Genomic DNA, 23442 nt, shown 5'->3' with positions numbered 1-23442 from the left:
ATGCTGGACTTTCTTAATCCCCTTTTCAATCGCCATCCAGAGCGAGTCAAAGCCAATGTCGAACTTTACACATGGCAAACTTGTCCTTACTGCATTCGTGCCAAAATACTGCTGTGGTGGAAAGGCGTAAATTTTACTGAATACAAAATCGACGGTGACGAAGCAGCCAGAGCCAAAATGGCAGAACGCGCTAACGGTCGCCGTACAGTACCACAAATTTTTATTAATAACCAGCACATTGGTGGCTGCGATGACCTTTATCAGCTAGACACACAAAGTCAACTCGATCCCCTTTTAGCCCAAGTCGCTATTTAGACACGATAAATCGCCGTCAAGACGAAAGATTATTGTAGAGACGGCGATTCATCGCGTCTCTGATGATTGTAGAAACGGCAATTCATCACGTCTCTTGCCTTAACCGCACAGTATTGGTCATTTAGAGAGAGGTCAGAATATTAAGTTGCACATCAGGCATTCATAAGAAGATGCTAACTAAGTATACAGAATATCTTATACATCAAAAATGGATGAGTTATGCCGTAGAATTAGCAAAAACAGCAGGTGATGCAGGTGAAATCCCTGTCGGTGCTGTTATCATTGATTCAACAGGCAAATTGCTAGCACAAGGAGAAAACAGAAAAGAGCGCGATAAAGATCCTACCGCTCATGCGGAAATTCTCGCTCTCAAGACAGCTGCAACAACTTTACAAAATTGGCATCTTAATGAATGCACCCTCTACGTAACTCTCGAACCTTGTCCGATGTGTGCAGGTGCGATTTTGCAAGCGCGTCTAGGACTACTTGTATATGGAGTAGACGATACAAAAACTGGCGCAATTCGTACAGTTATTAACATACCCGATAGCGCTGCTTCAAATCACCGCTTACAAGTAATCGGAGGCATTCTGGAGTCAGCTTGTCGTCAGCAATTACAGACTTGGTTTGCCACTAGGCGGCGTCGGGGAAAATAACGGACAGAGGTAAAACTGTCCATCTAGTACGACACAATTCACGCAAGAGAATCTACGGTGTAACTAATCAGACTTTTCGTTAAATTTTTACCTGTCAATCAGCTAGCTGCATCCGTCATGATGGAATTTTATTCTTCATCCGATAACTGCCAGCGCACACCAGTAAATCCTCAGGTAGATAGTGCTACCTCAAAGGTTTCTCCTTGGTTAAGTCCTCTGGCACATTTATTAGGGCGTCACTGCTTATTACCATTATTCTTTGGACAAATTAGAATAACCGGACAAAAAAATATCCCCATAACTGGGCCTGTGATCCTTGCACCTACCCATCGGGCGCGTTGGGATGCCTTGCTCGTACCCTATGCTACCGCTTGTCTGAGAAAACAAGACTTGCGGTTTATGGTGACAATTGACGAATGCCAAGGTTTGCAAGGCTGGTTTGTCCGACGTTTGGGTGGGTTTCCTGTAAATTCAAAGCATCCATCAATCCGCACGCTGCGACATGGAGTCGAGCTACTTCAGCAACAAAAAACCCTGGTAATCTTTCCAGAAGGTAACATTTTTCGTGATGGTCAAGTTCACCAGTTGAAACCAGGAATTGCTCGTCTTGCTTTGAATGCTGAATCTAGTCATTCGGGGCTGGGAGTGAAAATTATACCTATAGGCATTAATTACAGCCAACCTTATCCCAATTGGGGTACAGATGTGAGTATTGACATTGGTTCCCCAATTAGGGTAAGGGATTACATGAGTGGATGTATAAAACAAGATGCCAAAAGTATTACAGTTGATTTAGCCAAGGCACTGCAACAACTAAGTCATCAAGAAACAAAAGTTACTAATCACGCATTTGCAGAAATTACTAATTCTTAATGTCGTAAATATTACTGGTAAAAACAAAATTTTTGGAAGTGTGAACTGGAGACATCACCGAAACAGTGCTGAGTAAAAAAAGTTAAGAAAAATTGTAGGTTGGGTGAAGCAAAGCGCAACCCAACAAAGCTATGAAAATGTTGGGTTTCTACACAACTTAAGGTTTTTGGGGCTAACTGAACTGCATTGTAGTATATGTATCGCTCGTCACTGCGATAGAAGTTAATTGGTATACAGGGGTAATGGGAACTCTATTAAACCGATTTTTAGTCTAAATCAGAGATACTTAGGATGTAACTTTGCTTTGTCCAAGACCAAAACAGAGTTAAGATACCCGAAGTTTCCATAACTCTTTTATCTAGTTGTCGCACTAATTGATCCCATGAACACTGCTGCCGCTGTTACCTTGATGCACCGTACTGTTTTATCAGTTATGGCAGTCCTCAGTCTGCTATCACCTGTGAATGCTCAGGTACCACAGTTACCAGGCACTACCAGCCAACCGCAACCCATTGACCCCAACGATCCGAATAATCTTCGCCCCGTAACCGAAAGTAACAGCCTTTTGAGCATTGCAGGTGGCGATCGCTTAGTAAAAGAGGCAGAACAAGCTGTTTCTGCTCAAAACTACCCCTTAGCTGCCAAGAAACTGCAAGAAGCACGTCAGGTTTATAATCAGCTATCTAATTTTTATCAAGAGTTAAATTCTAGCTTTTCGGGAATTGACAATAGAGTTTCTGATTCTCAACGTCAAAAAGCTCTATTAACAGCCCAAAAACGAGATGAAGCAACCTTTCAGTTAGCATTGGTACATCGGGCACAAAATCAGCCAGAATTAGCTGTACCATTGTTGATTCAAATAATTAAAAGTCAAAACCCGACGCGGGATTTAGGCAAAAAAGCCTATAAACAGTTGTTTGAATTGGGTTTTGTCGATTCTCCCTATCCCAAAGAAGGTGGTAATTCATCTTCCTCATCCCCAAAAAAATAAATTAAATTTTTGTTGCCTGTTTTTCGCCATCTCCCTCATCTTTCACATCCTTCTCTCCCTGAACAGCGCCCTGGAACGCCCAGTGCTAGGATAGGATTATCTGCCATAGTCTTTCCTCAGCGTTCTCAAAAATATACCTCTGAGGCGCATTTATTACTGTCCTTGCCAAAACCTGAAATTGGCACAGGTATTTGCTCTATATCTGTTAATAATAGAAAAGTAAGTTTTTTCAGGAATTGCGATGATTAGTCCGCAGCAGGTTGAGGCAATGATCAAGGCGGAACTGCCAGACGCCCAGGTTCAGGTGCAAGACTTGACTGGTGGCGGGGACCACTATCAGGTGACAGTAGTTTCATCGCGCTTTGCAGGTAAAGGACTAGTGCAACAGCATCAGTTAATTTATGGTGCGTTGGGACAAGCTATGTCAACTGAAGCGATTCATGCCTTGGCATTAAAAACATACACTCCTGAAGCATGGCAAGCAACAGCAAGTTCCTAAAGTTATGAGTCAGAAGTTAGGAGTTATGAATTATGAATTTTTAACCCCTCACTCCTTACTCTTCACTCCTCACTCTCTTAATGCAACATAGGAAACACAAATACCATGACGCCAGAACTCAAAGAAAAAATTGATAACTTGGTAAAACAGAACAAGATTTTGGTTTTCATGAAGGGAAACAAGTTAATGCCCCAATGTGGTTTCTCCAACAACGTTGTGCAGATTCTCAATACCTTGGGAGTTCCCTTCGAGACAATTGACGTTCTATCCGACTCTGAAATCCGTCAGGGAATTAAAGAATACTCTAACTGGCCCACAATTCCCCAAGTTTATATCAATGGTGAATTCGTTGGTGGTTCTGACATCTTGATTGAACTGTACCAAAAAGGTGAATTGCAGCAAAAGGTAGAAGTCGCTATAGCCTCATAACGTCTTGTTTACAACAAACTAGGGGCGTACTGTTGAATTAGCGCTTTTTAATCAAGGCAATGTACTGTTTTTAATGTCCTTGAAAGGGGAAATACTATTTATCTCCCCTTTCAAGGTTTTTTTAATAGGTTTCTGATAAAAATAGATTGACTCGTTGAGATGATAATTTTTCGATTACTTCCCTAAGTTTCTCACTCATACTCTTGACAAAATCAGGATATGAAAAAGACTTGCTCTAATTCCACTCCTTTTTAAAGAGGATTAGGGTGGATTGAGTTTTAACCGAAGTAAATTTATAGTTACGTCAACAATCCCCTCAGTCACATTGGCAAAACCAATATGGGGCTGAGGGGACGCGTTTAATCAATACAATATCTCCAAAATCTCACACCACGGCAAACCGTTGACCAATACAGATAATATGCTATAATCATCTGCGGTAATTAGCGGTTACTATCAATGACCAAGTAAATGGTACTTAGTAGTAATCTGGCTGTGGCTGTGGTTGCGGCACTGCAAAATTTGATCCATCGTACAAGTAGCGGCTGGCTTCCTGTTCTAGGCGATGAATCAGGAAAGGTTCAATGACATTGCTATGTCGCAGTGCGGCTAGATATCCATCCAAATACATCCGCATATCATCCGTGCGATAACCGCGATTCCATAGCTCGATGAAGGCATCGGTAAGTCTTTGGTAATAGCGGATGGTTTGTGTGTCTTGGAGCATAACTGCTGTATTAATCTCTTTGGAATGAGAATTGTAAATGATTCACGCTCGAAAGTGAACTGTAATTTCACTTTGGCATCAACTCAAAGTCTACACATCTACTTTGGGTAGTACCCTCGTAGCAGCTACAAGCTACTTTAATCCTATTCCAGAAAACATCGATTCTAGTTAGCTGCTAAGTTATTTTTCTAATTTTTACGATCAACAGCCCAATTGTATTGGTGTTATGTTCCTAAATGTGGGCACTAATTTTGGTGAAAAATCTACTTTTGCCATCAAGTTGAAAAGCTGTTGTATTAACGGTTAGCTGGTTAGGTTATGGATATTTGCCACATTACATCCATTTCCATGTAAATGTTACGCTAAAAGAACTTTTAATAAGTCTAACAACACTTCCGAGAAATTTAATAAAAATTTAATAATATTTCTAATTGCCTTTCTGCAAGGCATAAATTAAAGATATTGACACGCTTTTTATTAGGAAATGTAAAGTTAATAGCAATTGAAGTAACAAAGGCTACAAAACCTTAGAGATGGGCTTGTTACTTTGAAAGTCATCAGACGCTAAGGGGTCTTGCCACCGTGGGTTCGGTTTGTATAGAAATCATTGAGGGGAATCCCCATCTGAGGTCGTTGTTGGGTTGGCACTTGCAACAACTGGAATACCGTGTGCATCAAGCTGCCAGTATTTATCAAGCAAGGGAAGTATTTTTAAGCCATCAACCAACACTGGTAATTTTAGATGCAGACCTACCTGATGGTGATGGCATTGAGTTTTGTCGTTGGTTGCATCGTCAGCAACAGCCTCTAATCTTAATGCTATCTGCTCGTAATAGTGAAGCTGATATCGTTGCAGGTTTAAAGGCGGGTGCAGATGATTACTTGAGCAAACCTTTTGGGATGCAAGAGTTTTTGGCACGGGTAGAGGCACTAATTCGCCGGAAGCGCACACCTACTGCACCAGCTTATTTGGATTATGGCACTTTGCAAATCGATTTAGTTCAGCGCCGCGTCCGTTTTCAGGGGGAGTTCATTGACTTAACGCCCCAGGAATTCAGTTTGCTATACGTTTTGGCACAAGCTGGGGGAGTACCTCTAAGTAGGTCGGAATTATTGCGTCGTGCTTGGCCGGACGCTATTGATAACCCTCGTACCATTGATACTCACGTTTTATCGCTGCGGAAAAAGGTTGAACTTGACCCCCGGCAACCTAATTTGATTCAAACTATCCGTAATGTTGGATACCGTTTTAATATGGAAATTTTGAATACCAACATTTCACAGTCACAAACAACAAAGTTAGCAAGAGAGAGATTTAATAATCAACGTTCAACACTTAGTAGTAGTCAAGTGTGATGGGAACTGGGGATTAGGGATTGGGGACTGGGAAGATTTATACCTAATACCTAATATCCATCCAAAATTTAAAATCCAAAATCGTCTTGAGCTTCTGCTTTAATTAAGCTTTTTCGTAACTCAACCCAGTCTATCTCAGAGACTTTTTGATTTGCGAATAAATGACCTTGTTGTAGGTGTAATAACCGAGTACAAAACATCTGAGCTAGTTCCAGTTGTTGATTTACCATCAGAATCGTGGTTTGATGAGTTTGACTCAACTGGGTTAGTACTTGCATTAGATGAGGAGCTGTACCAGCATCAAGGGCAGAGGTTGGCTCGTCTAATAATAATATTTTAGGCTGGATGACTAAGGCACGAGCGATCGCTACTAGTTGTCTTTGTCCGGCAGAAAGTTGTACCTCTGTTCGCCCTAACCATTCATTGGGAATCTGGATTTGTTCTGTCCAATGATTGACTCGTTGCTGAATTGTCTGTTTGGGTAAACCACGCAAAACTAAAGGATAAGCCAAGGCTTGCCCAACTGTCATCCCTAACAGCTTTGACTCTTGTAATACAAGTACAACCTTCTGCCGTAACTGGATGACAGGAATCTGGCGATACTCTTGATTTTCTAGATAGAGTTTACCACTCGTGGGTTCAATTAAGCGGTTGAGGAGGCATAATAACGAAGTTTTCCCAGCGCCTACTGGGCCTACAATGGCAATGCGTTCGCTCTGGAATACTTCTAAGGAAATATCCTGCAATATAGGGTATCCCTGTTGATTGCCAGGAAGTTGGGTTTTCAGCTTTGTAAACAGATTAACTTGCTCTAGCCTGAGTGTGGCTTTTGCTGTATTCAAGGGGATTGGGGACTGGGGATTGGGGACTGGGGACTGGGGATTGGGGAGATGAGGGAGTGTGGGGAGTGTGGGGAGATGAGAATTTTTCTTCCCTCTCCTCCCACACCCCCCACACCTTCCAATGCCCTATGCCCTATGCCCCATATCCAATTTTAAGTTAATTGTTTGGTAGTTAAGGCTGTAGCGATCGCCCAGCCATCGACTAATAGTAGCAGCAGTGTGAATCCTAGTAAAATTAGGTACATCCAAGGCTGTGCTAAAGGGCGAATATCTGTAGTGTCAATGCTCGTTTTTGCTTGGACAATTTGCACTAGACGGGCAAATCCAGCTACACGCATTGGTAGTAAATAAGCTTTGCCATCTTGGCTGAGGAAGTAATAAACTAAGCCTCCTTGACCCGTGCTGCGGGGTTTTAACTCTTTGATATCTGACCAAGGTAAAAACCACCCTTTACGAAAAAAGCTAGGAACCCAGGCGGGGTAAGTAACTTTAATTCCCTGCTCATCTACTATTACTTGTTCTGTCAAGACCGCATACAAGGCGACTAAGCCGATGCTAATCCCTATCCACAATAATTCTGGGGGTACGGGTGCAGCTGTTACCTGCGATAAAAAGGGTAATGGGACTGTGAGTGCTATGTATAGACTCAGCAATGTTATCCGAATCAAGGGAGACAGACGAAAAACAGAAGGTGAGATAGTGGCTGAGTTTGCTGTCACGGCTCAATTACAATGTTTTTTTTCATTGTAGGTTAGGTCTATATCCCTGGTAGTAGTCTGTCAAATTAATTTTGACGTTTAGAGAGACGCGATAAATCGCCGTCTCTACAAGGAATTTATTTATCCATCAATTATTTATTTATTGACAGACTAGTAGTTGATGTGTGGTAGTTCATGGTAAATACTTCTGTACTACAATCCAACCAGTCAGGGATACCCAGGCAAATCCAACAAACAAAATAATATTTACGCCGATGTGTAAGGGTCTAGCCCAAGGTTGTCTAGCACTAATTTGCGTCGCGCTGAAAGCAGATAGTAAAACTAGTGCTACCACGATCAATCCAGCGATAAGGTGTGACGAGTGACCTAAAGAACCAAAGTGTCCTAAAGTACCAACAATACCTATTGCTAGCAGTAGTAACACTAAACTTACCATGCTGATGCCCATTGTATAGTGGAGCGATCGCACTCCTTTATTTCCACCCATAAATGAGGTAATAAAAGAGAATTGCTGCGAAGTTCTCGCCCGAAACATCCAAACACCGCTGACTGCTAACATCAGATATGCCAGCAGGGATAACCCCATTGACCAGGCGGCTATTTTCCACAACCAAAGAAATGAAGGCAGATTCATAAGAATGATTGTAGATGAGATGAGACAATAGGGTTCGCTTAAGGTCACAAACTATGTAAACTGAATAATTGTCAGCGATCGCCGACTCCAATATTTGCTAAATAATAATGATAATCAAAAAAGTAGATGTCGCATATCCACAGCCTGTACAGACCTAAACGCAGATATACCTAGCCCAAACGTCATTTTATAAAGCATTAGTATTAATTAATAAATTTAGAATAGTCAAAATTGCTACATGAATGATAATATAAGTCTTTGATAACTCAAATAAAAAATAATCTGTTTTTCTACTTTCATAATTTAATATATTCTCTTTGATTATGAAGCCCCTTGGTAAAGTTTTACAACAGGCTGACCTTATTTCATCTGAGCAGGTAGAGATTGCTCTCAAAGAGCAGACCCAAGTTGCTGGGTTGAGGCTTGGTGAAATTCTAGTCTTGCATGGATGGCTTAAACAAGAAACGGCTGATTTTTTCTCTCAGGAGTGGCCGGCTTTTGTAGAGCAGAAACCAAAACAGCCCTTGGGTAAATATTTAGAAGAAGCGGGCCTATTAAATGAACACCAAATCATAACTATACTTGCTGAACAACCACAGAATAAACTTCTTTTTGGGGAATTAGCAGTACTTAAGGGTTGGTTGAAGCCTACTACAATTAAATTTTTTCTGGAGAATTTTGCTTTAGAATCCCAACTGCATCAGCAGGAAGAAATTTCAAATAATCACAGGTCAGCGCAGAAAGAACTGCATTTGAAAATGGTAGTACCACAGCAGAACAATTTTAAAATCTCAAACCCCATTGAGTATTCAGTTTTTACTTTCAATTCGGGAGAGCAAGAATCAGCAGGGTTAGGAGTGTCTAGCCTTAGTACTATAGAATTATTCAAATTAGATGAAATAGCTAGTTGTCCGAAAGCTTTGCTGGCAGAAGTACAATTCTGGACAGATGGACAACCGACTCTCACTGAAAAAATTTGTCAATTGCTTGCAGAATCGCCAAATCATATTGCCGCAGGTGCAGAAGCAGCAATTGTTAATCAAGTAGTACAAACCTACTTGATTAACAATTGGGAAACTCAAGTCGCCGCCGAGCATTTGCAAGAGATACATGAAAGGATGCTCCACAATCAGCAATGCGATCCGTTATCTCTGTTGGAAATGTACCAGCAAATTTGGCAAGAGGGCGAATTACCAACCGAAGATAGTCTAGAACAGGCAGAACTGCTGCATCTAGGATTAATAATCCAAGAACAAGACAAACTAAAACTTGGGAACCGGATTTACCAAGCAGTTTTTAATCGCAATTGGGTAAACCTGGAGCTAGAGAAAATACTTTCTGCCTCATTGGCCAATACAACCATCTCACCAGCTAATAATTTCAATGCCAGCAATCTGATTGCGCGTCCTGAATCTAGAATAACTAAACGATTTTTGATATTGCTAGCAATAGCTGGTTTAATGGTCTGTGGTTCTGGCTTGATGTTTTTTGGTCTGAATGTATTCAAATGGTTACAAGTAGAAATAACTTTCAAGCGAGGTAATGTTTTATTACAGCAAGGAGATTATCAACAAGCGATCGCAAAATATAACAACCTTTTAAAATTTGATAGCAATTACTACCAATCTTGGACTAACCGAGGCTATGCACTGGCTGGACTCAAAGACTACAACCAGATGTTAGAATCATGCACTACCGCAACTATCATTAATCCAGAAGCCGTTTATGCCTGGAATTGTAAAGGGGAAGCTTTATATAACCTCAAACAATATCAGGAAGCGATCGCAGCTTTTGATAAAGCGATTATACTCAACTCTAAAGATCCTGTATTCTGGATTAATAAAACTGAAGTACTACTAGCACTAAAGCAACCAGATGCAGCCCTTAATACTATTAATCAAGGAATTGAGCTTTTAAAACAAATTTGGGAAGTTGAACATAAAGATGCAAACGCCAAAGAGTTAGCCATTGCTTTTAGCTATCAAGGTAAAGTTTTATTGCAAAAACAAGATTATGAAGGCTCTCTAAAAGCCTACGAACAGGCATTAAAATACAATAACCAATATTTTGTAGCTTTACGGGGTAAAGGGATTGCACTACAAGGCTTAAAGCAAGACGATCAAGCGATCGCACAATTTTATTTTCTTCTAGATCATCATCAGCTAACTGATACTCAAAAAGCTGAGGTCTGGTACTATTTGGGATTGAGCCTGTGTAAATTCCAGCAAACCGAAAAAGCGAACGTGGCTTTCGATAAAGCTTTGAAGCTCAAACCTAATTACCAACCCGCAAAACGAGGAAAAGAAACTTGTGCGAAAGTAATTTACTAATTCGTAATACTAGTACCGCAAGGCGGAATTAAAAATTAAAAATGAATGCAGCGTAAGCGTTTCATTAATTTGAAATGGGTGGTTTATTTACGCCTTGTTGTACTAGTTATAATGGCCACCACCAAGGTCTGGTGTCTGTGTAAGTACGACTAAGAGTCCGAGCATCGGGACGCTGTGCTTGCTTAAAATCGCTACCCAACATTTCATATAAAGCCTGAGAGGGGTTATCAACCGGTTTCAGAATAAATAAAACCTGGGCACTGTAATGGTTGCAACCGATGCCTCTGCGTTCTACAGCACACACAACAGCTTGCTCGTTAAGCTTATCAGCCGTTAAATATTTAGAACTTCCCGTATCATAGACAGCCTGTAAACTTCTAGCTGTATTCTGGCAATCTTCCACAGCACTCACCGCTGAGAAATATTTCGGGAGAAAATTCAACATCATATAATTTTCGGGAGTTCCGTTTTTAGCCAAACTCAAAATTACTTTTGGTGTACTATCGGTAGTCTTGCAGGTTATTTGTACATTGTTAGCTCTACTGGGTACACAGACTGCTACTATAAAACCCAGAGATAATATTGGGGCTGTTCCCATAGTTACCCAAGACGGCCACTTGTTCATATTACTTAACCCCCCTTCTCGATCAAAATTCAGGCTGGAATATAAACTCAATAATAATATCATTTTTAGTTAAATTTACTTAAGTTCAACTAAAAAAACATTCAAATAATTTTTCCGTGGGGTGATTTTCCCCTATTCAAAATGAAACAAGTCTTTCGCCAAATTTTAATTGCTAGTAGTGCTTATATCTGCTGTCTAATTACTGGTTTTCCTGTTCTAGCACAAATTTCTTCAGATAACACACTTCCCGATGGACAAACTGTAGTTTCACCAGGGACAACGCCAGGGCTGGATTTTTTAATCACAGGCGGAACACAAGTCGGTAGCAACCTCTTCCATAGCTTTCGAGAATTTTCTGTTCCCACTGGTGGCCAGGCTTTTTTCAGTAACACCACAGCTTTAAGCAACATTAGTAACATCATTAGCCGAGTTACAGGTGGTTCAATTTCCAATATTGATGGCTTAATTAGAGAAAACTACGGTGCTAATTTTATCCTCATCAATCCCAGTGGTATTAACTTTGGTGCTAACGCTCAACTCAATATTGGCGGCTCGTTTTTGGCAAGTACGGCAGATAGCCTCAAATTTGCTGATGGTGCAGAATTTAGTGCTACCGATTCAACTTCTTCCCCGCGACTAACGATTAGTGTGCCAGTAGGTTTACAATTTGGGCAAAATCCGCAAGGAATTCATGTCCAAGGTCAAGGGCATAACCTCAGTCTGCAAAGTCCGATATTCTCACCCTTCACTAGGGGAAACACCGCCGGACTAAAGGTGCAGCCAGGTAATACCCTAGCTTTGGTGGGAGGAGGAATTATTTCAGAGGGAGGAACCCTCATCGCCGAGGGTGGACGTATTGATTTAGGTAGTGTGGCAGGAGGTTTTGTAAGTCTCAACCCTAGCCCTCAAGGCTGGAATTTAGGTTATCAAGGGGTAACAAACTTTCAAGATATTGCCTTATCTCAAAAGGCATTAGCAGATACCAGTGGCCCAGGTAGTGGCTCAATTCAGTTGCAAGGGCGAAACATTTCCATCCGCGATGGCTCAATCGTGTTAATTCAAACCCAAGGAGCGCAATCATCAGGGGGAATTAACGTCAATGCCTCTGAATCCTTATCTTTAGTGGGTACTACAGCAAACGCACAGCTTTCAAGTAACTTATTTACAGAAACTCTCGGCAGTGGCAAAAGTGGAGATATTACTGTTAACACCCCCCGCTTAGTCATTCAGGATGGAGCAGCCATCTCTGCGGCTACTTACACACCTGCTGCTGGTGGAAATATCGATATTAAAGCTGGCGATTTGTTGGAAGTGTCAGGATTTTCACCAATTAACCCTAGTCGCTTCAGTAATATTACAGCAGCAACTTTTGGGACTGGGAATGCCGGAAGTCTGACAGTTTCAACGCAGCAATTAACTGCGCTTTCGGGAGGAAATATTGCCTCCATAACTGCTGGTACTGGCTTAGGTGGAAATGTAATTATAAATGCCTCGAAGTTAGTAGAATTGATCGGTGTTACACCATTGGTTTTCACCCCTAGCGAAATAACTGCTGGTACTGCCGGGCCAGGAAAGGCTGGCAGCGTTACAATTAATACTCAACGTCTGACGATCAAAGACGGTGGTAGAGTTGATGCTTCTACCTTAGCTAGCGGCCCGGCTGGTAGCGTCACTATTAACGCTCAAGATAGTGTAGAGGTAAGTGGCAAAGTCCCAGGCTCCGTAAATCCTAGTTTGATCATCTCCTCAGCCAACATAGTTGATCCGAGTTTGCAACGGCTATTAAGAGTACCTCCAGTGCCCAGTGGAGCTTCTGGAGATGTGACAATTAACACTGGGAAATTGGTTGTCAACGATGGCGCACAGGTGACAGCGAGAAATGATGGTACTGGAAATGCCGGAACGCTGTGGGTGAAGGCTGGCTCTATTTTGCTAGACAGTCAAGGTGGAATCACAGCAGCTACCAGAGGCGGTCAAGGTGGCAACATTGATTTACAAGTCCAGAATTCTTTAGAGGTATCCGGTAATAGTCAGATATCTAGCGACAATTTTGGTGCGGGAGCAGGTGGAAGATTGACGATCGCAGCGAGTCATGTGGGACTTAGCGATCGCGCCTTATTATCTGCTTCTACCACATCAGGTGAAGGTGGTAACATATCCTTGCAAACGAATTCCTTACTAATGCGTACTAACAGCCAGATATCTGCCACTGCTGGAGGAAGCGGTAACGGAGGCAATATTAATATTGGTGGCTTCAGTTCTGCCAATTTTGTCACGCTGTTAGAAGGCAGTCATATTACCGCCGACGCTTTTCAGGGTATGGGAGGAAATATCAGTATCAATACAAAAGGATTCTTTGTGTGTCCAACTTGTCAGATTACTGCTAGTTCTCAATTAGGAGTCGCCGGACAAGTTAGTATCATTGCACCAGAGGCAGAAAATAATTTTGAAGTCATTGATTTACCACAAGAAGTAGCTAAACCAGAACAAGTGGTAGCTCAGGCTTGTCGAGGGACAACAAGTCAAAATAGAAGCGAATTTACCATCACTGGACGCGGAGGATTGCCACCTCGACCGAGCGAACAGTTAAGTACCGGAGCTTTAATTAGTTTTGAGCCTGCTAATACCAGTGCTGCTACAGAGGTGAATAATACTTCGCAACTGCCACCCCCAGCCAGAGGTTGGTATGTTAACGCCCAAGGTGTGCTAGTTCTAGCCAGCCAAACGCCTAATCCTACTCCCTATGGTTCTGGGTTAACATCATCGAATTGTCACTAAATCTTTTTTAGGTCACGCAGAGCCACAGAGGAGAATGGAAGAAGATCGTAGTCTAAAAATTGCTGGTAAGCAGATTATAGGCGGTAAGTCAAGTGTTTGGCGACGGAGATTTTTTTTATCTCCTTGCATTATCCTCATGCTCTTGCTAAATTACACAAATTATGCTTATGCCCAGCCAACTAATCCTGTAACCCCAAAGCCTCCAGAACAACCGCCAGCGAATCCTCTACCACCAACAAACGTACCTATCCAAATACAGCCGACAGTACCGCCAACCCCGGAAGAAGGACTAGATATTCCAGGTAGTATTACTGTGCAAAAGTTTGAGTTTGTTGGTAATACCGCCTTTAGCCAAGGGGAATTAAACTCTGCGATCGCCAATTTTACCGGACAACCAATTACCTTTGCCGAACTCCTCAAAGCTGCCAATCAAATTACCGAGTTGTATGTTCAAAAGGGGTATATTACCTCTGGTGCATACATTCCCAGTCAAGAGTTTCGTTCCGGTATCATCAAAATTCAGGTAGTAGAAGGCAGTTTAGAAGATATTCAAGTCAATGTGATTAAAGGACGGTTGAACTCAGATTATGTCCGCAGTCGGATTGCGATCGCTACTACCAAACCGCTGAATATCAACCGCCTCAAAGAAGCTTTGCAACTGCTGCAACTTAATCCCCTGATTGAAAGTTTAGATGCCGAACTCACCGCTGGCACTAGACCAGGTGTCAATTCTCTAGCCGTGACAGTTAAGGGAGCAAAAACCTTTAATACCCAACTCAGTATTAATAATAACCGCAACCCCAGCGTTGGGACTTTTGAGCGCGGCATCACTTTATCCGAAGCCAGCCTTTTGGGAATCGGCGATCGCTTGAATTTTACCTACAAAAATACCGATGGTAGCAATAGCTTTGAGGGTGGTTATACCTTGCCCGTCAATCCTCGGAATGGCACTATTGGCTTCAACTATCGAATTACCGACAACAAAATTATTGAACCTCCTTTTGATGATTTAGATGTTGGAGTAAATTCGCGGGAATTTGAATTATCTTTTCGTCAGCCAATTCTGCAAAGAGCCACCCCAGAAGTCAGCCAAGAACTTACACTGAGTTTAACCGCAGCTAGGCGGGTAAGTAATTCTTCGATTCAAGGAGTAGATTTTCCCCTGTTTCCTGGGGCTGACGATCGAGGAGAAACGCGGATATCAGAATTAAGTTTCGCCCAAGAATGGTTACAGCGGAGTCGTCAAGAAGTCTTAGCTGCTCGTTCTGAGTTTAATTTGGGGATTGGAGCTTTTAACGCCACAATAAATAACAGCGAACCCGATAGCAGATATTTCCTTTGGCGGGGACAACTGATCTATTTGCGCCTTCTCGGTCAGGCAAAAGGACAACCAGCGATCGCTCCAACTTTGTTGTTGCGTTCTAATGTGCAATTGGCCACTACTTCCCTACTTTCCATCGAGCAGTTTAGTGTGGGAGGTCAAGGAACAGTACGGGGTTATCGGCAAGATGTTTTACTCAGCGATAACGGCATTTTTGCTTCCGCAGAATTGCGATTACCCGTCGCCCGTTTCCCAGAACTGCAAGGGACTTTACAGGTTGCACCATTTATCGATTTTGGTACTGTCTGGAATACAGACAAAGAAAATCCCAACCCTAATACTTTAGTAGGCTCAGGATTAGGACTACTTTGGCAAATGGGGGATAAATTCACAGCCCGTTTAGATTGGGGTATTCCTTTAATAAATATTGATAATAGCAAGCGCACATGGCAAGAAAATGGCTTGTATTTTCAAATGGAATACAAAGCATTTTGAACTGGGGATTGGGGAAAGGTAAGATTTGAATGGGGGATTGAGACCCCAACCAAATCCAATACAGTTCAGATAAGACCAAAACACTTGTAGAGACGGCGATTTATCGCGTCTCAAAAACCCACAATTTTGTACAATTAGCCCTTAACTGAAACCGTATTGCAACCAAATCTTAAAAAAAATTATTATCCAGTCCCCAGTCCCGAAGCGCCCATTATTCACCTTCTTGCTGTGCTGAGATTGGGAATCCTGTGCGCGACCCATTGAAAACTGAGCAAGTGAAAAAATGATTTATAAAAAGTACCGCCGTCTATTAATTTTTATCCTTTCAGCCTTATTAGGACTGTTATCTAGTTTCACAGTACCAGCTTGGTCAAATATCCCCAATTTACATCCTAATGCTGCTAGTCCTTTAGCCTTAGCAAAAGAAGGTGAACAACGGTACAATGCCGGAGAATTAGAAGCAGCAGCAAAATTATGGCAAGCGGCGGCTGAGGCTTATGAACAAGTGGGCGATCGCGACGGAATGACTAAGAGTCTGATCAACAAATCCCAGGCTTTGCAAGATTTAGGATTGTACCCCAAAGCCTGCAATACTTTACTCGAAGCTTTTGCAATCAAAAACCCCAACTGTAGCCAAACCCAAATCGAGCAATTCCAGAAAACTGTTGCTCAAAAGGGTGATTCCTTGACCTTAACTCAAGCGATTGGCTTGCATAGCCTCGGTGATGTCCTACGCAGACAAGGTTTATTACAAAAGTCGCAAGAAATCTTGCAGTTAAGTCTGTCATCAACTCCCGAATCGCCAGAAAAAAGCTCAGTGCTACTGAGTTTAGGCAACACCGAACGGATCTTAGGCAACCAAATCCGCGATCGCTGGGACTATGATGCAGTCACAGAAATTATCGATCGCAAATCTCTCTTGGATGCTCTAGCGCCCTACGAGCAAGCTATTTATTACTATATTCAAGCAGCAAAGGTAACATCAGCCCCACCACTACCGAGAATTCAGGCACAACTAAATCACTTCCAGCTATTACTGGAGATGAAAAGATGGTGGGGTGAACAGACGCAACGCCGGATTACTTCTTGGTCAAGATTTTCGGAAACTAAATTAATTCAACGGGGAAAAGATTTTATCTCTGGGTTAGAGTTGCAGTTGAGCCAAGATGCTCAAGCATTGCAAAATCAAATTCTACCTACGCTGACTACTCTTACTCCCAGTCGTGCTGCTATCTATGCCCAGATTAACTTTGCTGATTCTTTGATGCAAAGCGCCCAAATAAATAACGTTGAACCTTTATTAAAAAATGCACTACAACAGTCACGGACTCTACAGGATAAACGAACCGAAACCTACGCTCTAGGGTATTTGGGTAAGCTTTACCACAAACAAGGGCAGTTAAATCAGGCAACCAAACTGACACAACAAGCACTGATGTTAGCCCAAGAACAAAATATCAGTGGTGATGCGAGGGAAATTACTTATCTTTGGCAATCTCAGTTAGGAAGTTTACTACGGAAACAGGGAGATATCAAAGGAGCGATCGCAGCTTACACCGCTGCCTTTAATACTCTGCAATCCCTACGCAGCGATTTAAATGCCAACAATCAAGATGTCCAGTTTGACTTTCTCCAAGAAGTCAAACCTGTGTATCTAGAATTAGCAGATTTGTTGTTGAAATCAAATTTGAGTGACAACGAATTAAGTGCGCTAATAGTATCTAATCCTAAAATTAAACAGGAAAAATCGGAAACCAAAAAGTCTCAAAAACGCCTAGAATTTGCCCGTCAGGTGATAGAATCTCTGCAATTAGCAGAACTAGACAACTTTTTTCAAGACCCCTGTTCTGAAACAGCAGATGTCGCGTTGCAAATTGATAATATTGATGCTAACGCAGCTGTAATTTATCCGATTGTTTTACCAGATCGTTTAGAAGTTATCCTTTCCGTATCAGGAAAACCTTTGCAGGAGGTAGTAATACCGATTGGCGAACAGGAAGTTAATGAGACTCTAGATCGGCTCTACGATAATTTAGACAATGTTAGTATCAATAACTCTGCAAGAAATATTCTCTCAACTTCTAACCCAAATCCCAAAGAATTAAAGGAAAATCTTCAGAAACTTTTACCAATCTTTGGAGAGGTTTATAACTGGCTAATTAAACCTTTCGAGACACAGCTAGATCCCAAACAAATCAAGAGTTTAGTATTTGTGCTAAATGGGAGATTGCAGAGAGTGCCAATAGCTGCGCTCTACGATGGACAAAATTATCTCATTGAAAAATATAGCCTTGCCCTAGTTCCCAGCCTACAATTACTCGCTCCGAAACAATTGCAAAGAAAAGAACTTAAGGTCTTAGCTGCTGGAGTTAGTGAGCAAATGAAGGTACAAGGAGAATTTTTTGCCGCACTGGTTAATGTTCCCAAGGAATTAGACCAAATTAAACAAACTTTTCCTGCTTCCCAAAAGCTGCTCAATCAAGAGTTTACTGTCAAAACTATTCAAAAACAGTTGAAATCAAATTTTCCTGTAATTCACCTAGCCACTCATGGGCTATTTAGTTCTAATCCCTTGAAGAATTTTATTATTACAGGGGATGGAAAAAGTATCAGTATTAAGGAGTTGAGTGCTTTGCTCAGAGAACCAGGCACACCTGTAGAATTATTGGTGCTGAGTGCCTGTGAAACTGCTACTGGTGATGAACGAGCTGTCTTAGGCTTGGCAGGGATGGCTGTTCGTTCCGGCGCACGCAGTACCCTTGCCACTCTTTGGCCTGTAGGGGATGCTTCTACTGCTAAATTTATGGGTCAATTTTACCAAGACCTCAAAAAGCCAGGGGGGAAACAAGCAGATGCTCTGAAGAACGCTCAACTATCACTGTTAGAGTCTTTGAAACTGAATCCACCTTTTCAGGAGTTGCAGAATTTACCACCTCATCCTTATTATTGGGCACCTTATGTTTTAGTCGGAAATTGGCAATAGCAGGAGAGCGTTTCAGGGGATGAGGGAGGAAGAGAGAAGAATTTTCCCCTCTGCCCCCCGCACCCCGCCCCTCTGCCTCTTTTCAACCCCAATCCCCAATAATAAATAAAAAAGGCTGCTGAATTAGCAACCCTGAAATTTAGTAAAATTCTTTTTTTTAATCAACCTATGCTAAACCAAGGATTTGCAAGGGTTTTGTACTATCTCCGATTTTTGTATTAATTTGCTGCACCATTAATTTGGTATTAATAGGGTCTCTTCCATCTGATGAGTCTGTATCAAACTCATAATTACTGGGTTCTTCGAGCATTAGGCGATCGCACGGAATCTTATCGGATAAAATTGCACTTGCCATCATCCCTGTGTGAATCTCCACTTGACCTTTTCGCGGAGCTTCAAAAACTAAACGTTGTCCAGGGAAAACAACTCTTTCAAAGTACCAGTTGGGAATATTGCAGATGCGAGCTACCTGTATTTTGCTCGTGGCATTAATGTAGCAGCAGAGAATTTTTCCTGATTGCTCAGGTGGTAGAGGATCTAATATTTGAGCCATAACTGCTGAGGAGCTTTACGCCACAATTTTACATTACACTAGCCAAGCCTAGCACTCACTGATCCCCAGTTGTTGTAACTGCGAATACCAACTGAGCCTTTGTAGATTATTTCTGTCTAAAGATATATTTTCAGTTATGAAATTTTTGTAATTATTTACACCTTTTTTGGAATTATACACTATAGATAAAAGTTTTTGATATTTTTTACTGGTATAAAAGCTTTAATTTTCTTTAGGCAGATTGTTAGGGAATTGACATAACGATGATCCCCTTGCCTTTCTCATAGCAAGGAAGTAAGTTTTGCTGTTTCATTTATCCCAGGACGAATCATCTGGGATCATCGCTTAATGAATAAACTCAATGTTATGGTAAAGCTATATGAAAAAATGTCTTCATAAAGCTCTCCATAGATTCCATGTATGTTTTATGCACAGCAATTTTAGCGTTTCCCGCAGTTGCTAATAGCAGCTTCCGAATACCAATAATTAGCTAAAATGTCAAGCGCGATTTGATAAATAAAACCAGATAAAACAAGCACACACTTTAAAACTGAATGTTTCTCTCGCTTTCTCCACAAATTGGCAAGATGGAAGTCCAAACACAGATGATGGAAAATCGAATTCTTTATGTTCGCCTTCCTTGTAACCCCATCTTTCCTATTGGGGTTGTCTACCTGAGCGATCATGTCCACAAGCAGTTTCCTGATATTGAACAGCGCATCTTTGATTTAGGAACAGTGCCACCTTTAGATTACAGTTCGGCTCTTGATCGCTGTATCGATGAATTTAAACCAACACTACTAGTATTTTCTTGGCGGGATATTCAAATTTATGCCCCAGTTGGCGGACGTGGTGGCAACCCGCTGCAAAACGCCTTTGAATTTTACTACGCCAAAAATCCTCTATTGAAACTACGCGGCGGATTGGGCGGTTTGCGTATCTTCACCGCTTACTATTTAGAACTGTGGCAAAATCAGGGCTTAATCAAACGCGGTTTAAAACGTGCCCAAAAGTATAACTCTGATGCGCGTGTAGTTGTCGGTGGTGGTGCAGTCAGCGTCTTTTACGAACAATTGGGTAAAAGCTTACCCCAAGGGACGATTATTTCTGTAGGTGAAGGTGAAAGCCTGCTGGAAAAACTTTTAAGTGGCAGAGATTTTCGAGATGAACGCTGTTACGTTGCTGGAGAAACTCAACCACGTCAACGGCTAATTCACGAACAACCCACCCCAATAGAAAAAACAGCTTGTAACTACGACTATATCGAAAGCATCTGGCCGGAATTTAACTATTACCTGCAAGAGCAAGACTTTTATATAGGTGTACAAACCAAGCGTGGTTGTCCTCACAACTGTTGTTATTGCGTCTATACGGTTGTCGAAGGCAAACAAGTACGCATCAACCCAGCTGATGAAGTCGTTGCCGAGATGCGCCAATTATACGATCGCGGCATTCGCAACTTCTGGTTTACCGATGCCCAATTCATCCCCGCGAAAAAATTTATCGCCGATGCCGTAGAACTCTTGCAAAAAATCGTCGATTCTGGTATGACAGATATCCACTGGGCAGCATATATCAGAGCCGACAATTTGACACCAGAGTTGTGTGACTTGATGGCGAAAACCGGGATGAACTATTTTGAAATCGGCATTACCAGTGGTTCTCAAGAACTCGTGCGGAAAATGCGGATGGGTTACAACCTGCGAACCGTCTTGCAAAACTGTCGTGACTTAAAAGCTGCTGGTTTCAACGATGTAGTTTCCGTTAACTACTCCTTTAACGTCATTGACGAACGTCCCGAAACTATCCGTCAAACCATCGCCTACCACCGCGAACTAGAACGGATTTTTGGTGCTGATAAAGTCGAACCTGCCATCTTCTTCATTGGACTACAACCCCATACCCATTTAGAAGAATACGCTTTCAAAGAAGGCATCCTCAAACCAGGGTATGATCCAATGAGCTTGATGCCGTGGACAGCCAAAAAACTTCTCTGGAATCCTGAGCCCCTTGGTTCATTCTTCGGCGAAGTCTGCTTGCAAGCTTGGCAACAAAACCCCAACGACTTCGGACGTGAAGTCATGAAAATCTTAGAAGAAAAGCTAGGTTGTGCTGACTTAGAAGCAGCACTGACAGCACCATTAGAGACGAAAGAAAAACAGTTAGCAGGTGTATCCTAGAAAACACGAACTCTGAATTTCTCCCCCTCTGTGTCCTTTGCGCCTCTGCGGTTATTTTTACCAAATCCCATGTTAGAAGGTTCAATTCTACAACAGCTAGAAACAGCCCATCGCCACACCACCAGGCCAATTCGATTCGGTGTTTACTACAAAAATACCCTAGTTGCCCTGTGCCATGCCCTAGAAGACCATATCCTAACCGACGACGGTACACCCTTGGTGATCACAGCCTTTCAACAAGGAAAATGGTATCTACAAGAAGCTGAACGATATGCAGACATCGCCCAGCGCAGTCGCCAAATTGCCATCATGGCTGCTGCTGAATCTGGCTTTGCTGAACATCCTACCAGTCAGCTACCCAATGTACACTTAGTAGCATTAGATCCAGTTGATTCTGTGGCGCAAGAGTGGCACTTAATTATCTTGTCACCTAAATACACAGCAATGGTAATTTGTCAAGAATTATCGGAGGCTGATTATGGCAGCGCTGGGATACCGACATCAGACTTAGAGCGTAAATTCTATGGCTTATGGACATTTGAGCCAGAGTTAGTGCAAGAGACAGCAGAAATAGCGATCGCTCACATCCAAAAATACAACCCAGAACTGGCACAAAAACTCACAGCCGATAAAGAACAAATTGTACCATCAATCGACAGATCCCAAAATTTAGGTGCAGTTGTCTCCCGTGTAGTAGATTACCTCCAGACTGGGCAAGATAATTTATCTATTCCCACAGCGCTTCAGAAACAAACCCTAGATCGCAACTTGGTTTCTAACGAAATCCAAGCCTTTTTGCGAATGGCGCAACTGATGGATATGGCAGATGTCAACAATCCAATGGCAGCTGCGGAAGTAGTAGTTCTTGCGGAAGCGATCGCCCAGCTTTTGGATCTTCCCGCATGGCAAATTAAGAGGTTGCGGCTAGCGGCTTTGTTACATCGCATAGATCCGTTACAGAAAGCAGAAAGCGTTCTCACAGGCGGTATATCCACACGCTACCAAGAAGATGCGCCCAGTTCTCCCTTAACTTGTCCCTTAGTACCAGGGGCGCAAGTATTGCGAACTATGCCAAGATTACGAGCAGTTGCCCAAATTATTACTCACCAAAGCGAGTGGTGGGATGGCACAGGGGAACCAGCCGGTTTAGCTGGAGATGAAATTCCCTTAGAGTCGAGGATTTTGGCATTATTGGCAGACTTTCAGTGGCGAGTCAATGAGCGAAAATCGTCAAATCAAAGCCGGGAACAGATATTTACTCAAGCTTTAGATGAGTGCAAACAGCAACAATCTAACCGCTTTGACCCTAAACTTGTAGATACCCTAACTTTATTAGTTATGGGTTTACAACAGGGACTCGACTTACCCATCATGACACCCAAATTCAGCGCCGGTATCTGGATACTGGATTCCCAATGGGATAGCCACAGCAAGATCAGTGAAGAGATTGGTAGTTACTTTACATGAATATTGAAGCCATTAGATTAGGAAAACTCAAACAACTTCCAGGGGCAAATTTAGAAGACGAGGAACTCTCTCAACTGGATTTAAGCCGCATTAATCTTGCTGGCGCTACCCTTGTAGGTGCTAATTTTACTGGTTCTAAACTCGAAGGTGGGCATTTGGAGGGGGCGAACCTCATGGGAGCGAACCTCCAAGAAACTGACTTGCGGGCGAACCTCATGGGAGCAAACCTGATGCAAGCAGATTTAACGGGCGCTGACTTACGCGGTAGTAATTTACGTGGCGCTAACTTGATGGGAGCCAGACTCAGTGATGTGTCATTGGTGGGTGCTTTCTTGAGTGGTGCTAATTTGATGAACGTCAACTTACAAGGCGTTGATTTGCGCGGTGCTGACTTGCGCGGTGCAAACCTGACTGGAGCAAATCTCAAAGGTGCAGATTTGAGTCGCGCCGATTTGCAAGGGGCTTTATTGAGTGAAGCAAATTTGGAAGAAGCCGACTTGCGGGGGGCGAATTTGGCGGGGGCGAATTTAACGGGAGCGAATTTACTCTGTGCAGAGTTAGAAGGTGCAAATTTGAGCGGCGTTAATTTGAATAAAGCGTGTTTGGTGGGGACAGTGATTGAAACGCTTGCGTAAAGATTCCACCAAAAAACCCCTATGCCGATTATTT

The 23442-nt window shown here is 42.3% G+C and carries 20 protein-coding genes; 14 read left to right on the top strand and 6 right to left on the bottom strand.

The window, feature by feature from the left end; all coding sequences use genetic code 11:
- From grxC to grxD, 6 genes are all read left to right on the top strand, one after another.
- A complete protein-coding gene (gene grxC / locus FD723_RS24060; protein WP_179067612.1) occupies positions 1 to 315 on the top strand; it encodes a glutaredoxin 3 in 315 nt (104 codons plus the stop codon).
- Positions 316 to 485: 170 nt separating this feature from the next.
- Entirely contained in the window at positions 486 to 971 is a 486-nt protein-coding gene (gene tadA / locus FD723_RS24055; protein ID WP_179067611.1) for a tRNA adenosine(34) deaminase TadA, read from the top strand.
- A 117-nt stretch (positions 972 to 1088) separates the two neighbouring features.
- Complete coding sequence (locus FD723_RS24050; protein WP_179067610.1) at positions 1089 to 1844, top strand: 1-acyl-sn-glycerol-3-phosphate acyltransferase; 756 nt, start codon at positions 1089 to 1091, stop codon at positions 1842 to 1844.
- A gap of 382 nt (positions 1845 to 2226) precedes the next feature.
- On the top strand, positions 2227 to 2835 hold the full coding sequence (locus FD723_RS24045; protein WP_179067609.1) for a hypothetical protein: 609 nt from the start codon (positions 2227 to 2229) through the stop codon (positions 2833 to 2835).
- A 241-nt stretch (positions 2836 to 3076) separates the two neighbouring features.
- Positions 3077 to 3334, top strand: a complete 258-nt coding sequence (locus FD723_RS24040) for a BolA family protein (protein WP_179067608.1) — start codon at positions 3077 to 3079, stop codon at positions 3332 to 3334.
- 105 nt (positions 3335 to 3439) lie between these two features.
- A complete protein-coding gene (gene grxD / locus FD723_RS24035; RefSeq protein ID WP_179067607.1) occupies positions 3440 to 3763 on the top strand; it encodes a Grx4 family monothiol glutaredoxin in 324 nt (107 codons plus the stop codon).
- Positions 3764 to 4241: 478 nt separating this feature from the next.
- On the opposite strand, the gene FD723_RS24030 is transcribed toward grxD, so the two are convergent.
- Positions 4242 to 4490, bottom strand: coding sequence for a DUF6761 family protein (locus FD723_RS24030; RefSeq protein ID WP_179067606.1), 249 nt, complete (start codon positions 4488 to 4490; stop codon positions 4242 to 4244).
- A gap of 582 nt (positions 4491 to 5072) precedes the next feature.
- Between FD723_RS24030 and FD723_RS24025 the strand changes: the two genes are divergently transcribed.
- Entirely contained in the window at positions 5073 to 5846 is a 774-nt protein-coding gene (locus tag FD723_RS24025) for a response regulator transcription factor (protein WP_179067605.1), read from the top strand.
- 68 nt (positions 5847 to 5914) lie between these two features.
- Here FD723_RS24025 and FD723_RS24020 read toward each other — a convergent pair whose 3' ends face one another.
- The 3 genes from FD723_RS24020 to FD723_RS24010 all read right to left on the bottom strand — a co-directional run bounded on the left by FD723_RS24020 (position 5915) and on the right by FD723_RS24010 (position 8041).
- Positions 5915 to 6688 (bottom strand): ATP-binding cassette domain-containing protein, encoded by a 774-nt coding sequence (locus tag FD723_RS24020; protein ID WP_372743767.1) that lies wholly within the window; start codon positions 6686 to 6688, stop codon positions 5915 to 5917.
- A 152-nt stretch (positions 6689 to 6840) separates the two neighbouring features.
- Positions 6841 to 7407, bottom strand: coding sequence for a hypothetical protein (locus FD723_RS24015; protein WP_179067604.1), 567 nt, complete (start codon positions 7405 to 7407; stop codon positions 6841 to 6843).
- A gap of 172 nt (positions 7408 to 7579) precedes the next feature.
- A complete protein-coding gene (locus FD723_RS24010) occupies positions 7580 to 8041 on the bottom strand; it encodes a DUF4079 domain-containing protein (protein ID WP_179067603.1) in 462 nt (153 codons plus the stop codon).
- 323 nt (positions 8042 to 8364) lie between these two features.
- On the opposite strand from FD723_RS24010, the gene FD723_RS24005 reads away from it, so the two are divergent.
- Positions 8365 to 10371: a tetratricopeptide repeat protein gene (locus FD723_RS24005; protein ID WP_179067602.1), complete on the top strand. Its 2007-nt coding sequence runs from the start codon at positions 8365 to 8367 to the stop codon at positions 10369 to 10371.
- A gap of 106 nt (positions 10372 to 10477) precedes the next feature.
- Here the strand turns inward: FD723_RS24005 and FD723_RS24000 are convergent, their stop codons facing one another.
- A complete protein-coding gene (locus FD723_RS24000) occupies positions 10478 to 10996 on the bottom strand; it encodes a COP23 domain-containing protein (protein ID WP_179067601.1) in 519 nt (172 codons plus the stop codon).
- Positions 10997 to 11137: 141 nt separating this feature from the next.
- Here FD723_RS24000 and FD723_RS23995 point away from each other — a divergent pair, with 141 nt between their 5' ends.
- The 3 genes from FD723_RS23995 (at position 11138) to FD723_RS23985 (ending at position 18573) form a co-directional block, all read left to right on the top strand.
- The gene (locus tag FD723_RS23995; protein WP_179067600.1) at positions 11138 to 13774 is read left to right on the top strand and encodes an S-layer family protein; all 2637 of its coding nucleotides are present in this window, start codon (positions 11138 to 11140) and stop codon (positions 13772 to 13774) included.
- Between the two features lie 34 nt (positions 13775 to 13808).
- A complete protein-coding gene (locus FD723_RS23990) occupies positions 13809 to 15590 on the top strand; it encodes a ShlB/FhaC/HecB family hemolysin secretion/activation protein (protein WP_179067599.1) in 1782 nt (593 codons plus the stop codon).
- A 283-nt stretch (positions 15591 to 15873) separates the two neighbouring features.
- Entirely contained in the window at positions 15874 to 18573 is a 2700-nt protein-coding gene (locus FD723_RS23985) for a CHAT domain-containing protein (protein WP_179067598.1), read from the top strand.
- Between the two features lie 166 nt (positions 18574 to 18739).
- Here FD723_RS23985 and FD723_RS23980 read toward each other — a convergent pair whose 3' ends face one another.
- On the bottom strand, positions 18740 to 19126 hold the full coding sequence (locus tag FD723_RS23980; RefSeq protein WP_179067597.1) for a DUF1830 domain-containing protein: 387 nt from the start codon (positions 19124 to 19126) through the stop codon (positions 18740 to 18742).
- Between the two features lie 587 nt (positions 19127 to 19713).
- On the opposite strand from FD723_RS23980, the gene FD723_RS23975 reads away from it, so the two are divergent.
- The 3 genes from FD723_RS23975 (at position 19714) to FD723_RS23965 (ending at position 23408) form a co-directional block, all read left to right on the top strand.
- Positions 19714 to 21306, top strand: a complete 1593-nt coding sequence (locus tag FD723_RS23975; protein WP_179069259.1) for a photosystem II high light acclimation radical SAM protein — start codon at positions 19714 to 19716, stop codon at positions 21304 to 21306.
- A gap of 69 nt (positions 21307 to 21375) precedes the next feature.
- The gene (locus FD723_RS23970) at positions 21376 to 22773 is read left to right on the top strand and encodes a DICT sensory domain-containing protein (protein WP_179067596.1); all 1398 of its coding nucleotides are present in this window, start codon (positions 21376 to 21378) and stop codon (positions 22771 to 22773) included.
- The gene (locus FD723_RS23965) at positions 22770 to 23408 is read left to right on the top strand and encodes a pentapeptide repeat-containing protein (RefSeq protein WP_179067595.1); all 639 of its coding nucleotides are present in this window, start codon (positions 22770 to 22772) and stop codon (positions 23406 to 23408) included. Before FD723_RS23970 ends, FD723_RS23965 begins: the two co-directional genes overlap by 4 nt.
- The last annotated feature ends 34 nt before the right edge of the window (positions 23409 to 23442 follow it).

Origin of the sequence: Nostoc sp. C052 (assembly GCF_013393905.1) — a bacterium.
GTDB lineage: Bacteria > Cyanobacteriota > Cyanobacteriia > Cyanobacteriales > Nostocaceae > Nostoc.
Note: the sequence above shows the minus strand (reverse complement) of the source record. Positions and strands in the feature narration are given on the sequence as shown.

Bases quoted from the DNA above. Each gene is read 5' to 3' on its own strand.
- grxD (WP_179067607.1), top strand. From the start codon at position 3,440: ATGACGCCAGAACTCAAAGAAAAAATTGATAACTTGGTAAAACAGAAC.
- FD723_RS23975 (WP_179069259.1), top strand. From the start codon at position 19,714: ATGGAAGTCCAAACACAGATGATGGAAAATCGAATTCTTTATGTTCGC.
- FD723_RS23980 (WP_179067597.1), bottom strand. From the start codon at position 19,126: ATGGCTCAAATATTAGATCCTCTACCACCTGAGCAATCAGGAAAAATT.
- FD723_RS24050 (WP_179067610.1), top strand. From the start codon at position 1,089: ATGATGGAATTTTATTCTTCATCCGATAACTGCCAGCGCACACCAGTA.
- FD723_RS23990 (WP_179067599.1), top strand. From the start codon at position 13,809: ATGGAAGAAGATCGTAGTCTAAAAATTGCTGGTAAGCAGATTATAGGC.
- FD723_RS23965 (WP_179067595.1), top strand. From the start codon at position 22,770: ATGAATATTGAAGCCATTAGATTAGGAAAACTCAAACAACTTCCAGGG.
- FD723_RS23995 (WP_179067600.1), top strand. From the start codon at position 11,138: ATGAAACAAGTCTTTCGCCAAATTTTAATTGCTAGTAGTGCTTATATC.
- FD723_RS24005 (WP_179067602.1), top strand. From the start codon at position 8,365: ATGAAGCCCCTTGGTAAAGTTTTACAACAGGCTGACCTTATTTCATCT.
- grxC (WP_179067612.1), top strand. From the start codon at position 1: ATGCTGGACTTTCTTAATCCCCTTTTCAATCGCCATCCAGAGCGAGTC.
- FD723_RS23985 (WP_179067598.1), top strand. From the start codon at position 15,874: ATGATTTATAAAAAGTACCGCCGTCTATTAATTTTTATCCTTTCAGCC.
- FD723_RS24045 (WP_179067609.1), top strand. From the start codon at position 2,227: ATGAACACTGCTGCCGCTGTTACCTTGATGCACCGTACTGTTTTATCA.
- FD723_RS24010 (WP_179067603.1), bottom strand. From the start codon at position 8,041: ATGAATCTGCCTTCATTTCTTTGGTTGTGGAAAATAGCCGCCTGGTCA.
- tadA (WP_179067611.1), top strand. From the start codon at position 486: ATGCTAACTAAGTATACAGAATATCTTATACATCAAAAATGGATGAGT.
- FD723_RS23970 (WP_179067596.1), top strand. From the start codon at position 21,376: ATGTTAGAAGGTTCAATTCTACAACAGCTAGAAACAGCCCATCGCCAC.
- FD723_RS24000 (WP_179067601.1), bottom strand. From the start codon at position 10,996: ATGAACAAGTGGCCGTCTTGGGTAACTATGGGAACAGCCCCAATATTA.
- FD723_RS24040 (WP_179067608.1), top strand. From the start codon at position 3,077: ATGATTAGTCCGCAGCAGGTTGAGGCAATGATCAAGGCGGAACTGCCA.
- FD723_RS24030 (WP_179067606.1), bottom strand. From the start codon at position 4,490: ATGCTCCAAGACACACAAACCATCCGCTATTACCAAAGACTTACCGAT.